A 13405-nucleotide genomic window follows, 5' to 3' on the forward strand; every position below is an offset into this window, starting at 1 on the left:
AGGACCTTCGTCGTCGACACGTCAGTGCTGTTGAGTGACCCGAAGGCGATGTTGCGGTTCGCGGAGCACGACGTCGTACTCCCGATCGTGGTCGTCACGGAGCTGGAGGCCAAGCGCCACCACGCCGAGCTCGGGTACTTCGCCCGGAGCGCCCTGCGGATGCTGGACGAGCTGCGCGTGCAGCACGGCCGGCTCGACTCACCGGTGCCCGTGGGGGACACGGGCGGCACGCTCCGGGTGGAGCTCAACCACATCGACCCCTCGGTCCTGCCCGCCGGCTTCCGGCTGGGCGACAACGACACGCGCATCCTGGCCGTGGCCGCCAACCTGGCGGCCGAGGGCAGCAGCGTCACCGTCGTCTCCAAGGACCTCCCGATGCGGGTGAAGGCCTCCGCCGTCGGCCTCCAGGCCGAGGAGTACCGGGCCGAGCTCGCCGTGGACTCCGGCTGGACCGGCATGCGCGAGATCGACCTGTCGGACGAGCAGATGGGCTCCCTCTGGGAGAACGACTCCGTCGAGATCGCGGCGCTGGACCCGGCCACGGTCGAGGCCGCCTCCCCGCTGCTGGTGCACACGGGCATGGTGGTGCACTCCCCGGGCGGCTCCGCGCTGGGCCGGGTCACGGCCGACAAGCGGGTGCGACTGGTCCGCGGCGACCAGGAGGTGTTCGGCGTGCACGGCCGCTCGGCCGAGCAGCGCGTCGCGATCGACCTCCTGCTCGACGAGGAGATCGGGATCGTCTCCCTCGGTGGCCGCGCCGGCACCGGCAAGTCGGCGCTCGCCCTGTGCGCCGGCCTGGAGTCCGTGCTGGAGCGGCAGAAGCACCGCAAGGTGCTCGTCTTCCGGCCGCTGTACGCGGTGGGCGGGCAGGAGCTGGGCTACCTGCCCGGTTCCGAGTCCGAGAAGATGAACCCGTGGTCGCAGGCCGTCTACGACACGCTCGGGGCGCTGGTCTCGCCCGACGTCGTCGAGGAGGTCATCGCCCGCGACATGCTCGAGGTGCTGCCGCTCACGCACATCCGCGGGCGCTCGCTGCACGACTCGTTCGTGATCGTGGACGAGGCGCAGTCCCTGGAGCGGAACGTGCTGCTCACGGTGCTCTCCCGCATCGGCCAGAGCTCGCGCGTGGTGCTCACCCACGACGTCGCCCAGCGCGACAACCTGCGGGTGGGGCGGCACGACGGCGTCGCGGCGGTGATCGAGGCGCTCAAGGGCCACCCGCTGTTCGCGCACGTGACGCTGACCCGGTCGGAGCGCTCGCCGGTGGCGGCGCTGGTGACCGACATGCTGGAGCGGCTGGAGGTCTGACACCCCGGGGTGCTCCCTCCGGAAGAACCAGAAGCCCAGGTCGCCGCAAACGACCTGGGCTTCTGGCACCTTCGGAACTTCTGGCACTGGGGAGGCGGGCCGGCTGGACGGAACCCCCCAGCCCCGCATGTCCGGCCTGCCCGCCTCCCCCTGCGTGCATCCCGAGGATAGCACCTTAGGTAAGGCTAACCATAGTCATGTCCAAGGGTGAGGTTCTCGGCCACTGGTTGAATCGGGGCGTGTCTCGCTTGTCGGATATAGCATCGCCTCATGCTTATTGCCGAAGACTTCCTGCTGCTTGCCGTCGACGACGAGACGGGCAAGCTCGCCAACGTCGACAACCTGGGTGTTCGCCTCGCCGGTGCGCTCCTCGCCGACCTCTCCGACGCCCGCAAGACCCTGCTGCGGGGTGCTCCGGAGGCCGGCGCCACCAAGGAGGAGCGCGAGAAGGCCGGTGACGCCACGATCATCGTCACCGACAACGCCCCCACGGGCCACGTCGCCCTGGACGCCGCGCTGCAGTCCGTGCTCGCCACGCCCGACGCCCCGGCCCGCAAGGTCGTCGAGGCGATCTCCAAGGACGCCGAGGAGAACCTCCTGGCCGCGCTCGTCGAGCGGGGCATCCTGGAGAAGGAGGAGACCAAGCTCTTCCGCATGCTCCCGATCACCCGCTGGCCGGCCCCCGACTCGAGCCACGAGACCGCGCTGCGCGCGAACCTCACCAAGGTCCTCGTCGAGGGCGCCGAGCCCGACGAGCGCACCGCCACCCTGATCTCCCTGCTGCACGGCTCCGGCCTGATCGCCGGCGTGGTCGGCAAGGAGCAGCGCAAGGCCGCCCAGGACCGCGCCGAGGAGATCGCCGGCAGCGAGTGGGGCGTCGCCACCGTCGCCACGCAGGTCGCCATCGCGGCCTCGGTCGCGGCCGTCGCCACGGTCGGTGCCGCGGTCGCCGCCGCCGTCATCATCGCGAACACCAAGGAGAACGCGGAGGCCGCCGCGGCCGCGCTCCCGGCGGGCGAGACCACCCCGGTCGCCTGACGACCCCCCCGCACCACGAAAGGGGCCGCTTCCTCCTGGAGGAAGCGGCCCCTTCTCGTTGCTCGCGTGTCGAGCGTCAGCCCTGGGGCGGGCGCGTCATCGACAGGACGTCGAGCGCCGTGTCGAGCTGCTCCTCGGTGACCTCGCCGCGCTCGACGAAGCCGAGGTCGATCACGGCCTGACGCACCGTGATGCCCTCCTTGACCGAGTGCTTGGCGACCTTGGCCGCGGCCTCGTAGCCGATGGCGCGGTTGAGCGGCGTGACGATCGACGGCGACGACTCGGCCAGCGCGCGGGCGCGGTCCACGTTCGCCGTGATGCCGACGATCGTCTTGTCCGCGAGCACGCGCGACGAGTTCGACAGCAGGCGGATCGACTCCAGCACGCCCTGCGCGATCACCGGGATCTGCACGTTCAGCTCGAACGAGCCGCTCGCGCCGGCCCACGCGACGGTGGCGTCGTTGCCGATCACGCGCGCGCAGACCATGAGCACGGCCTCGGGGATGACCGGGTTGACCTTGCCCGGCATGATCGAGGAGCCCGGCTGCAGGTCGGGCAGCGCGATCTCGCCCAGGCCGGTGTTCGGGCCGGAGCCCATCCAGCGCAGGTCGTTGCAGATCTTGGTCACGGAGACTGCGATGGTGCGCAGCGCGCCCGAGAGCTCGACCAGGCCGTCGCGGGCCGACTGCGCCTCGAAGTGGTCGCGCGCCTCGGTCAGCGGCAGGCCCGTGTCCTGCGCGAGCAGCGCGATGACGCGCTGCGGGAAACCGGCCGGGGTGTTGATGCCGGTGCCGACGGCGGTGCCGCCCAGCGGGACCTCGGCGGCGCGGGGCAGCGCGGCCTGCAGGCGCTCGACGCCGTAGCGGATCGCGGCGGCGTACCCGCCGAACTCCTGGCCGAGGGTGACCGGGGTGGCGTCCATGAGGTGCGTGCGGCCCGACTTCACGACGGTCGCGTACTCGACGGACTTGGCCTGCAGCGCGTCGGCCAGGTGCGTCAGCGCGGGGATCAGGTCGTTGACGACGCCCGACGTCGCCGCGACGTGCACGGACGTGGGGAAGACGTCGTTGGAGGACTGCGAGGCGTTGACGTGGTCGTTCGGGTGCACGTCCTTGCCCAGCGAGGCCGTGGCCAGCGTCGCCAGCACCTCGTTGGTGTTCATGTTCGACGACGTGCCCGAGCCGGTCTGGTAGACGTCGACCGGGAAGTGGCCGTCGTGCTTGCCGGAGGCGACCTCGTCGGCCGCGGCGACGATGGCGTCGGCGATGTCCTGGTCGAGCACACCCAGCTCCGCGTTCGCGGTCGCGGCGGCCTTCTTCACGCGGGCGAGGGCCTCGATGTGGCCTCGCTCCAGCGGGGTGCCGGAGATCGGGAAGTTCTCGACGGCACGCTGCGTCTGCGCACGGTACAGGGCGTTCGCGGGGACCCGGACCTCGCCCATGGTGTCGTGCTCGATGCGGTATGCGGCGTTGGTGTCGCCGGGCTCGGACGAGCCCGACGAGACGACGGTGTCAGCAGTCATGGGTCTATCGTGCCGCAGGCTCGGGCGGGTGACGCATCCCAGCGCGTGACTCGTGTCACCCCGGCCCGCCCGAGCCTCCGGTCACCCGGGGTCAGGGCTGCTCGCCGACCTCGCCGATCACGTTCACCATGCGCGCGCTGCCCTCGGCCAGGTCGTACTCCAGCCCGACGACGGCGCACCGGCCCTCCTTGACGGCGTCGGCCAGCGCGGCCGAGTAGCCGTGCAGCATGTCGACGGTGTGCTTGACGTGCTCGCGGCGCAGCACGTTCTGGTCGGACAGTGCGGTCATGGCCTGCGCCGGGTCGCCCGAGGTGATGCTCGCGATCGACGGGATGACCCGGTCCACGACGGCGCGCACGAAGCCCGGGGGCTGCTCGCCCGTGGCCAGGGTGTGCGCGGCGGCGGCGACCGCCCCGCACGAGTCGTGCCCCAGCACCACCACGAGCGACGCGCCGAGCACCTCCACGCCGTACTCGATCGACCCGACCACGGTGGTGTCCACGACGTGGCCCGCGGTGCGGACCACGAACACGTCGCCCAGGCCCTGGTCGAAGATGATCTCCGCGGCGACCCGGGAGTCCGAGCAGCCGAAGATCACGGTGTGCGGGTGCTGCGCGGCCTGCAGCTCCCGCCGCCGGTCCGCGTTCTGCGACGGGTGCGCCGGCGCGTCGGCGACGAACCGGTCGTTGCCCTCGCGCAGCCGCGTCCACGCCTCGCGCGGGCTCAGCGGTGCGGTGATCTCGTTGGTGCTCACAGGCCGACCTCCTGACGACGCGGCGGGTTGGCGCCCGCCCGGGAAACAGTGATGGCGGCGACGGCGACGCAGCGGTCCAGCACGTGCTGCACCGTGGCCGTGCCGACGGCGTTCAGGGCGTCCCGCCGGGCGGCGCCCAGCAGGTCGTGCTCCCACAGGCCGTCGATCAGGGCGCCCATGAACGAGTCACCGGCGCCAACGGTGTCGACCACGTCGACGCGCGGGGCGGTGGCCTCGACCTCGCCGGCGTCGGACACGGCGACCGCGCCCTTGCCGCCGAAGGTGACCACCACCAGCGCGGGCGTGCCGCGCTGCCAGTCGCGGGCCACGGCCACCGGGTCGGTGCCGGGGTAGAGCCAGGCCAGGTCCTCGTCGCTCACCTTGACCACGTCGGAGAGCTGCACGAGCGCCTCGACGCGCGGCCGGACCTCCTGCGGCTCGCCCATGATGGCCGGCCGGGCGTTCGGGTCGTACGTCGTGGTCGACGTCGCGCGCGCGGCCTCCAGGACCTGGCGCACCTGCGTGGCGCCCGGCTCCAGCATCGCCGCGATCGAGCCGGTGTGGACGGCGAGCGGGGCGTCCGCGGCGTCGGCGGCGTCCGGCAGAGCCCCCGCGGGGACCTCCCAGGTGAGGTCGAAGTCGTAGGTTGCCGACCCGGCGTCGTCCAGCGTGGCGACCGCGACGCTGGTGCGCTCCGCGCCGTCGCTGCCCTTGACCAGGGCGACCGCGGACTCGGCGAGCCAGCCGCGGACCAGGTCGCCCCGCGCGTCGGCGCCGAGCCACGTGCCGAGCCGGACCTCCCGCTCCAGGCGGCCCAGGGTCAGCGCCACGTTGGCGACGCTGCCGCCGGGGTGCTCGGCCGCCGAGCCGTCGGGCCGGTGCACCTCGTCCACGAGGGCCTCGCCCACGGCGAGCACATGCGCGCTCATTCGGCCTCCTCCGGTGAGTCGGGCGTCGACGTCGACGCGTTCTGGGCGGCCGCGAGGCGCTCACGGGCGCCGTCCAGCCACTCCTGGCAGCGCGCGGCCAGGGCCTCGCCGCGCTCCCAGAGCGCGAGCGACGCCTCCAGCGGCTCACCGCCCGCCTCCAGGCGGCCGACGACCTGCACCAGCTCGTCACGCGCCTGCTCGTAGCTCAGCGAGGCGACGTCGGGTTGGGCTCCAGCATCCGTCACAGCATCTGTACTCACGGGGAACAGTCAACAGCACGTCGCCGACATCCGTGGTCCGCTGTCCACAGGTTCGACAGGCGGCTTCCACGGGGGCTTCCGCAGGCGGCGCGGAATCAGTTTGGTCCGGACCGGTCCGGCATCGGACCATGGTGACCCATGGGCCATCTAGAAGTCGCGCACGTCGAGTACCACCTGCCGGATGGCCGGACCCTCCTGGGGGACGTCTCGTTCCGCGTGGGCGAGGGCAGCGCGACGGCGATCGTCGGCCCCAACGGAGCGGGCAAGACCACGCTGCTGCGCCTGATCACGGGCGAGCTCACGCCGCACGGCGGATCGGTCGTGGTGAGCGGCGGGCTCGGCGTCATGCGCCAGTTCGTCGGCTCGGTGCGGGACGAGACGACGGTGCGTGACCTGCTGGTCTCCGTCTCCGAGCCCCGCCTGCGCGAGGTGGCGCGCCGCGTCGACGAGGCGGAGCACGCGATGCTCACCGTCGACGACGAGGACGCGCAGATGGCCTACGCCCAGGCGCTTTCCGACTGGGCCGAGGTGCGCGGGTACGAGGCCGAGACGCTGTGGGACGTGTGCACCATGGCGGCGCTCGGCATGCCGTACGACCGCGCGCAGTTCCGTGAGGTGCGCACCATGTCGGGCGGCGAGCAGAAGCGGCTCGTGCTGGAGGCGCTGCTGCGCGGCACCGACGAGGTGCTGCTGCTCGACGAGCCGGACAACTACCTGGACGTGCCCGGCAAGCGGTGGCTGGAGGAGCAGCTCCAGGCCACCAAGAAGACGGTCCTGTTCGTGTCCCACGACCGCGAGCTGCTCTCGCGCGCCGCCGACCGCATCGTGTCGCTGGAGCCGGGCCCCGCCGGCGCGGACGCGTGGGTGCACGGCGGTGGGTTCGCGACGTTCCACGACGCGCGGCGCGAGCGGTTCGCGCGGTTCGAGGAGCTGCGCCGGCGCTGGGACGAGAAGCACGCCCAGCTCAAGAAGCTGGTGCTGACCCTGCGCAACCAGGCGGCGAGCAGCCCCGACATGGCCTCGCGCTACCGGGCGGCGCAGACCCGCCTGCGCAAGTTCGAGGAGGTCGGCCCGCCGCCCGAGCCGCCGCGCGAGCAGGACATCACGATGCACCTGCGCGGCGGCCGCACCGGCCTGCGGGCCGTGACCTGCGAGGGGCTGGAGCTCACGGGGCTCATGAAGCCGTTCGACCTGGAGGTCTTCTACGGCGAGCGCGTCGCGGTGCTGGGCTCGAACGGGTCCGGCAAGTCGCACTTCCTGCGGCTGCTCGCGGGCGGCGACGTGGCGCACAGCGGCTCGTGGAAGCTCGGCGCGCGCGTGGTCGCGGGCCACTTCGCGCAGACGCACGCGCACCCCGAGCTGTTCGGGCGCGCGCTGCTCGACATCCTGTGGGAGGACCACGCCCAGGACAAGGGCAAGGCGATGGCGCGACTGCGCCGGTACGAGCTCACCGAGCAGGCCGACCGGCCGTTCGACCGGCTGTCCGGCGGCCAGCAGGCCCGGTTCCAGATCCTGCTGCTGGAGCTCGCGGGCTCGACCGCGCTGCTGCTCGACGAGCCCACCGACAACCTCGACCTGGAGTCGGCCGAGGCGCTGCAGGAGGGCCTGGAGTCGTTCGACGGGACCGTGCTGGCCGTGACGCACGACCGCTGGTTCGCGCGCTCGTTCGACCGGTACCTCGTCTTCGGGTCCGACGGCGTGGTGCGCGAGACCCCGGAGCCGGTCTGGGACGAGCGCCGGGTCGAGCGGGAGCGCTAGCTAACCGACCGCGCGGCCGGCCGCTCCGGCCGGCCGCACGCCGTGCTCGGCGAGGCGCTCCACGAGCGCCTCGTGGCCCTCGTCGAGGCACCAGTGCACGGCGGCCATGCCGGCGGACCGGGCGCCGGCCACGTTGGCGGGGTGGTCGTCGACGAACAGGATCTCGGCGGGCTCGGCCCCGATGCGGGTGGCCGCCTTCTCGAAGAAGGCCGGGTCCGGCTTCGCGACGCCGAGCTCGCACGAGTACAGGCTCACGTCGAAGATCTCGTCGTAGCCGAGCGCCTGGCGCATGTGCTCGGCCCGCCGGCGCACCTGGTTGGTCCCGAGATGCACCCCGTAGCCGGCCGCGCGCAGGCGCCGGACCAGGTCGAACGACGCCGCCGACGGCTCGGTGTTCTGCCACACCGCCGCGTACAGGTCGGCCGCCGCGACGTCGAGGCCCTGCTCGCGCAGCACCTCGGCGAGCACCGGCAGGAAGTCCTCGTCGCCGGCCAGGAACGACCGCTCGCGCTCGGACGCCTCGTCCAGCACGGCACCCGCGTGCTCGCCCAGCAGTGTCTCCGCCGCGGCGTAGAAGCCCCCGCGGACCTGCTGGAGCACGCCGTCGGCGTCGAACAGGAGATGTCGGATGGTCGCCACGTGCGAACCGTAGCAACCCCGCCCGGAGCGCCGGCCGACGGGGGTTGTCACAGATCCGGGGTACTCCCGGTCGAGAGCATGACGGGCCGAACGAGTCCGTCGTGCGAGCGACGCGAACCAAAGGAGCACACCATGAAGATCGTGGTCATCGGGGGCACCGGCCTCGTCGGCAGCCAGGTCGTCCACAACCTGACCGAGCACGGGCACGAGGCAGTGGCCGCCGCGCCGCAGACCGGCGTGAACACCCTGACCGGCGAGGGCCTCGCCGAGGTGCTCGAGGGTGCGCAGGTCGTCATCGACCTCAGCAACTCGCCCTCGTTCGCGGAGGAGGACGTCACCAACTTCTTCCGGACCTCGACGACCAACCTGCTCGAGGCGGAGAAGAAGGCCGGCGTGCAGCACCACGTGATCCTCTCGATCGTGGGCGCCGACGGCATCGACTCCGGCTACATGCGCGCCAAGGTCCTGCAGGAGGACCTGGTCAAGGCCTCCGGCTCGGGCTGGTCGATCGTCCGGTCCACCCAGTTCTTCGAGTTCCTCGCCTCGATCGCCGACACGGCGACCGTCGACGGCGTGGTGCACATCGCCCCGGTCCGCTTCCAGCCGATCGCCTCGGCGGACGTCGCCAAGTTCGTCGGCCGCACCGCCGCCGGGACGCCGCTCGGCGCGACCATCGAGATCGCCGGGCCGGAGAGCTTCGGCTTCGACGAGATCGTGCGCAAGCACCTCGCCTCGAAGGACGACACCCGAGAGGTGGTCGCCGACCCGAGCGCGACCTACTTCGGCGCGGAGCTCAAGGACGCCGAGCTCGTGCCCAGCGGCGAGCCCCTGCTGGGCGAGGTCAGCTACGAGCAGTGGCGGGCGGCTCAGGCGTAGCCTCCCCGGCGCCGGCCTCCGGCGTGGCCTGGTCCGCCCAGGCCCGCCGGAGCGGCTCCGTCTTCTCCGGGTTCATCTGCCACATGAGCTCGTGCAGGCCCTGGTCGGAGACCACGACGGACAGGACACCGACCAGCTCGCCGTCCCGCTCCATCGCGAAGCCCTCCGTGCCGTTGACCTCGACGGGGCGGGTGGTGATCCCTGCCCAGAAGATCTCCGCGAACGACGACAGGACGCGGGCCACCTTGTTCCGGCCCTGGACCGCGACCCGGGCGACGTGCTTGGCCCGGCCGTTGCTGTCGGCGCGCGTCACGACGTCCTCCGCGAACAGCTTCTCGAGCCGCGCGACGTCGCCGACCCGCGCCGCCGCGAGGAACGCCGCCAGCAGGTCCTGGCGCGCCGTCGGGCTCACCTCGTTGCGCCGCTCCGAGGCCAGGTGCTTGCGGGCCCGGCTCACGAGCTGCCGCGTGGCCGTGGGGGAGACACCCACGATCTGCGCGATCTCCGGGTACCCGTAGTCGAACGCCTCGCGCAGCACGTACGCCGCGCGCTCGGTCGGCGTGAGCTTCTCCAGCAGCACCAGCACGGCGACGTCCAGCGCCTCGGCCCGCTCGGCGCCGAGCGTCGGGTCGTCGCTCGTGTCCACCGGCTCGGGCAGCCACGGGCCGATGTACGTCTCGCGCCGCGACCGCGCGCTCTGCAGCACGTTGATCGCCAGCCGGGTCGCCGCCGTCGTCAGGAACGCCTGCGGGTTCAGCACCACCGAGCGGTCCGTCGTCTGCCACCGCACCCAGGTCTCCTGCACCACGTCCTCGGCCTCCGCCGCGGAGCCGAGCATGCGGTACGCGATGCCGAACAGCCGCTTCCTGGCCGTCGCGAAGACCTCCGCGGCGTCGTCGAGCGTAGTGTCCACATCGCCTGTCATGGTGCTCTCCCTGGGGTGGTGCAAGGGTCCCGGAAGGAGTCGGGGTCAGCGGCGCGGCCGCTGACTCGTCCGGCCGTGCCTTCCGATCTCACCCGACCGTACGCGACGAAATGTTCTTGGGGTGGCTCGGAAGTCGGGTGAACATGTTGCCATGACCACACCCGACCCGATCTTCGTGGACCCCCGGCTCGCGCGGCTCTACGACGCCTTCGACGACGACCGCGCCGACCTCGACCTCTACGTCGGCATCGCCGAGCGGCTCGGCGCCCGCACCGTGCTCGACGTCGGCTGCGGCACCGGGGTGCTCGCCCTGCTGCTCGCGGCGCGCGGCCTGGACGTGACCGGCATCGACCCCGCCGCAGCGTCGCTCGAGGTGGCCCGCAGCAAGCCCGGGGCCGACGCCGTCACCTGGGTCGAGGGCGGGGCCGACGCCGCCGCCGGGCTCGGCCTCGCCGCCGACCTCGCGACGATGACCGGCAACGTCGCCCAGGTCTTCACCGGCGACGACGACTGGGCCGGGGCGCTCGCAGCGGTGCACGACGCGCTCCGCCCCGGCGGCGTCCTCGTGTTCGAGACCCGGGTGCCGGCCCGCCAGGCCTGGCTCGGCTGGACCCGCGAGAGCCGGCCGGCCCGCCGCACCATCCCGGGGGTCGGCGACGTCGAGAAGTGGAACGACCTGGTGGAGGTCGCCCTCCCGCTGGTCACCTTCCAGGGCTCCTTCCGCTTCCCGCCCGGCCTGCTGCCCGACGGCGACGTGGTCACCTCGGTCTCGACCCTGCGGTTCCGGGAGCGCGACGAGATCGAGGCGTCGCTCGACGTGGCCGGGTTCGTGGTCGACGAGGTGCTGGACGCGCCGGACCGGCCCGGGCTGGAGTGGGTGTTCGTGGCCCGCCGGGTGTGACGGCCCGGGGTCGGGTCAGGAGAGGCCGTCGAAGAAGGTGCGGATGTCCCCGGCCAGAAGCTCCGGCTCCTCCATCGCCGGGAAGTGCCCGCCCTCCTTGAACTCGCTCCAGTGGCCCATGGCGTTCCACGGGTCCAGCGCGCGGCGCATGAGCGGGTGGGTGTCGAACACGGCCCAGCCCGCGGGCACGCCCGAGGGCGCGATCCAGTCCAGCCCCGAGTGCTCGGCCTCGTAGTAGAACTGCGCGCTGGAGGCGCCGCTGCGGGTGAACCAGTAGAGGCTGACGTTGGTCAGCAGCTGGTCGCGGTCCACGGCCTCGTCCGGCGTGGCACGGCCGGGGTTGGTCCAGGTCTGGAACTTCTCGGCGATCCACGCGAGCTGGCCCACGGGGGAGTCGGCCAGGGCCGCGCCGATCGTGTCGGGGCGGTGGTTCTGCATCTCGAAGTAGCCGCGCTCGGCGGCGTCCTTGGCGCGGACCGCCTCGATCTGCGCGATCTCGTCCTCGGTCAGGCCCTCGGGGTAGGGGAACTTGTCGCCCACCATGCCGAGCGAGCGGCCGTCGCTGCCCACGTGCGTGCCGATGACGCGCTCGGGGTAGAGCGCCGCGAGGCGGCCGGTGGTGCCCGCGCCGATGTCGGTGCCGTGGGCGGCGAACCGCTCGTAGCCGAGCCGGGTCATGATCTCGGCGTACGCCGCCGTGGTGCGCGCGACCTCCCAGCCGGTGCCCGACAGCGGCGTCGAGAACCCGAAGCCCGGCAGGGACGGGACGACGACGTGGAACCGGTCGGTGAGCAGCGGGATCAGGCGCTGGTACTCGACGAACGAGCCGGGCCAGCCGTGGCTCAGGATGATCGGCGTGGCCTCCGGGTTCGCCGACCGCACGTGCACCACGTGGAACGTCTGCCCGTCCACAACCGTGGTGACCTGCTCGTACGCGTTGAGCGCGGCCTCCTGCGCGCGCCAGTCGAACCCGTGGCGCCAGTAGTCGGCGAGCTCGTTCAGGTAGGCCGGCGGGATGCCGCGGCTGAAGTCCGTCCGGTCGTCGCGGCCGGGGACGGGGAGCGGCCGGCGCGTGCGGTCGAGCCGGTCGTGCAGGTCGTCGAGGTCGGCCTGCGGGATGTCGATGCGGAACGGTGTGAGTGCGGTGTTCTCGGTCATGACATCTACCTTTCCGGGTGATGCGGACAGGTTCTGTCCGCTACTGATCGGATCAGGAGCTGGTCGCGGTCACCTCGGCGTCGAGTGCGCCCTGCGCGAGGCGGACGTGCACGCCGGCGCCGACCTCGACGTCGTCGGGGTGGCGGACCACGTGACCGTCTGCGCGCTGCACGACGGCGTAGCCGCGCTCCAGCGTCGAGGCCGGCGACAGCGCCCGGACCTGGGCCGCGAGCCGCCCGATCTCGCCGCCGGCCCGCAGCAGCAGGGCGTCCAGGGCGTGCCGGCCGTGGCGGATCGTCTGCCGGACGTCGCGCTCGCGCGACTCCAGCATGGTCTGCGGCATCGCGAGCACGGGACGGGAGCGGACGCCGTCGAGCCCGCGCTGCTCGCGGTCGAGCATGGCGGCGACGGCGCCGCCCATCCGGGAGCGGGCCTGGGTGAGGCGGAGCCGCTCCTCGGACACGTCGGGCACGATGCGCTTGGCGGCGTCGGTCGGGGTCGAGGCGCGGTAGTCGGCGACCAGGTCGAGCAGCGGCGCGTCCGTCTCGTGGCCGATCGCGCTGACCAGGGGAGTGCGGGTCTGTGAGACGGCGCGCACCAGCGACTCGTTGCTGAACGGCAGCAGGTCCTCGACCGAGCCGCCGCCGCGGGCCACGACGATGACCTCGACGCGCGGGTCCTGGTCGAGCTCGGCGACGGCGGCCGACACCTCGCGCACCGCGTTGACGCCCTGCACCGCGACCTCGCGGATCTCGAACCGGACCTGGGGCCAGCGGGCCCGGGCGTTGACGACGACATCGTGCTCCGCCTTGGACTCGCGCCCGCAGACCAGCCCGACCACGGCGGGCAGGAACGGGAGGCTGCGCTTGCGGGAGGCGTCGAACAGGCCCTCGGCCGCCAGCACCTTCTTCAGGGCCTCGATCCGGGCCAGCAGCTCACCCACGCCGACGGCCTTGATCTCGTTGGCCTGCATCTGCAGCGTGCCGCGCTTGGTCCAGAAGACGGGCTTGGCGTGCACCACCACGTGGTCGCCCTCGGCCGGTGGCTGCGCCAGGGTGCCCAGCACCCGCGAGAAGATCGTCACGGGCAGGGACGCGTCGGCGTCGGTGTCCCGGAGGGTCAGCCACTGCATGCCGGAACCGGGGCGCATGTTGAACTGCACCACCTGCCCCTCGACCCAGACCGGCGGCATCCGGTCGATGTAGCCCTTGATCTTCTCCGACAGCACCCGGACCGGCCAGGGGCTCGTGGGGGTGGTGTCGAGCGCCTTGGCAGGCAGCTCGGCCGGGAGGGTCTGCTGGGTGGGTTCCGTCACGTGTCCAACCCTGCCACCCACC

General features: G+C 72.6%; 13 protein-coding genes. 5 read left to right on the forward strand and 8 right to left on the reverse strand.

Annotation, left to right across the window (positions count from 1 at the left end):
* Positions 1-48: 48 nt before the first annotated feature.
* A complete protein-coding gene (locus H291_RS0118710; RefSeq protein WP_020016543.1) occupies positions 49-1308 on the forward strand; it encodes a PhoH family protein in 1260 nt (419 codons plus the stop codon).
* 270 nt (positions 1309-1578) lie between these two features.
* Positions 1579-2346 carry a GOLPH3/VPS74 family protein gene (locus H291_RS30770; RefSeq protein WP_020016544.1) on the forward strand — a complete coding sequence of 256 codons (768 nt, stop codon included), beginning with the start codon at positions 1579-1581 and terminating at the stop codon, positions 2344-2346.
* A gap of 76 nt (positions 2347-2422) precedes the next feature.
* On the opposite strand, the gene H291_RS0118720 is transcribed toward H291_RS30770, so the two are convergent.
* From H291_RS0118720 to H291_RS0118735, 4 genes are all read right to left on the reverse strand, one after another.
* A complete protein-coding gene (locus H291_RS0118720) occupies positions 2423-3868 on the reverse strand; it encodes a class II fumarate hydratase (protein WP_020016545.1) in 1446 nt (481 codons plus the stop codon).
* Positions 3869-3959: 91 nt separating this feature from the next.
* On the reverse strand, positions 3960-4622 hold the full coding sequence (locus H291_RS0118725; protein WP_020016546.1) for a carbonic anhydrase: 663 nt from the start codon (positions 4620-4622) through the stop codon (positions 3960-3962).
* Entirely contained in the window at positions 4619-5551 is a 933-nt protein-coding gene (locus H291_RS0118730) for a PfkB family carbohydrate kinase (protein WP_026365905.1), read from the reverse strand. The genes H291_RS0118725 and H291_RS0118730 overlap by 4 nt, the downstream gene beginning before the upstream one ends.
* Positions 5548-5811, reverse strand: coding sequence for an exodeoxyribonuclease VII small subunit (locus H291_RS0118735; RefSeq protein WP_232216097.1), 264 nt, complete (start codon positions 5809-5811; stop codon positions 5548-5550). Before H291_RS0118735 ends, H291_RS0118730 begins: the two co-directional genes overlap by 4 nt.
* A gap of 138 nt (positions 5812-5949) precedes the next feature.
* Between H291_RS0118735 and H291_RS0118740 the strand changes: the two genes are divergently transcribed.
* On the forward strand, positions 5950-7569 hold the full coding sequence (locus H291_RS0118740; protein WP_020016549.1) for an ABC-F family ATP-binding cassette domain-containing protein: 1620 nt from the start codon (positions 5950-5952) through the stop codon (positions 7567-7569).
* Here H291_RS0118740 and H291_RS0118745 read toward each other — a convergent pair whose 3' ends face one another.
* Complete coding sequence (locus H291_RS0118745; RefSeq protein ID WP_020016550.1) at positions 7570-8208, reverse strand: HAD family hydrolase; 639 nt, start codon at positions 8206-8208, stop codon at positions 7570-7572.
* Positions 8209-8340: 132 nt separating this feature from the next.
* Here H291_RS0118745 and H291_RS0118750 point away from each other — a divergent pair, with 132 nt between their 5' ends.
* Positions 8341-9084 carry an SDR family oxidoreductase gene (locus tag H291_RS0118750; protein ID WP_020016551.1) on the forward strand — a complete coding sequence of 248 codons (744 nt, stop codon included), beginning with the start codon at positions 8341-8343 and terminating at the stop codon, positions 9082-9084.
* Here the strand turns inward: H291_RS0118750 and sigJ are convergent.
* Positions 9050-10009 (reverse strand): RNA polymerase sigma factor SigJ, encoded by a 960-nt coding sequence (gene sigJ / locus H291_RS0118755; RefSeq protein WP_033327016.1) that lies wholly within the window; start codon positions 10007-10009, stop codon positions 9050-9052. The genes H291_RS0118750 and sigJ overlap by 35 nt on opposite strands.
* Positions 10010-10160: 151 nt before the next feature.
* Here sigJ and H291_RS0118760 point away from each other — a divergent pair, with 151 nt between their 5' ends.
* Positions 10161-10910: a class I SAM-dependent methyltransferase gene (locus H291_RS0118760; protein ID WP_020016553.1), complete on the forward strand. Its 750-nt coding sequence runs from the start codon at positions 10161-10163 to the stop codon at positions 10908-10910.
* A gap of 15 nt (positions 10911-10925) precedes the next feature.
* Here the strand turns inward: H291_RS0118760 and H291_RS0118765 are convergent, their stop codons facing one another.
* Positions 10926-12068 (reverse strand): epoxide hydrolase family protein, encoded by a 1143-nt coding sequence (locus H291_RS0118765; RefSeq protein WP_020016554.1) that lies wholly within the window; start codon positions 12066-12068, stop codon positions 10926-10928.
* A gap of 52 nt (positions 12069-12120) precedes the next feature.
* On the reverse strand, positions 12121-13383 hold the full coding sequence (gene xseA, locus H291_RS0118770; RefSeq protein ID WP_020016555.1) for an exodeoxyribonuclease VII large subunit: 1263 nt from the start codon (positions 13381-13383) through the stop codon (positions 12121-12123).
* Positions 13384-13405: the final 22 nt, after the last annotated feature.

The organism is Promicromonospora sukumoe 327MFSha3.1, from assembly GCF_000385135.1.
Taxonomy (GTDB): Bacteria; Actinomycetota; Actinomycetes; order Actinomycetales; family Cellulomonadaceae; genus Promicromonospora; species Promicromonospora sukumoe_B.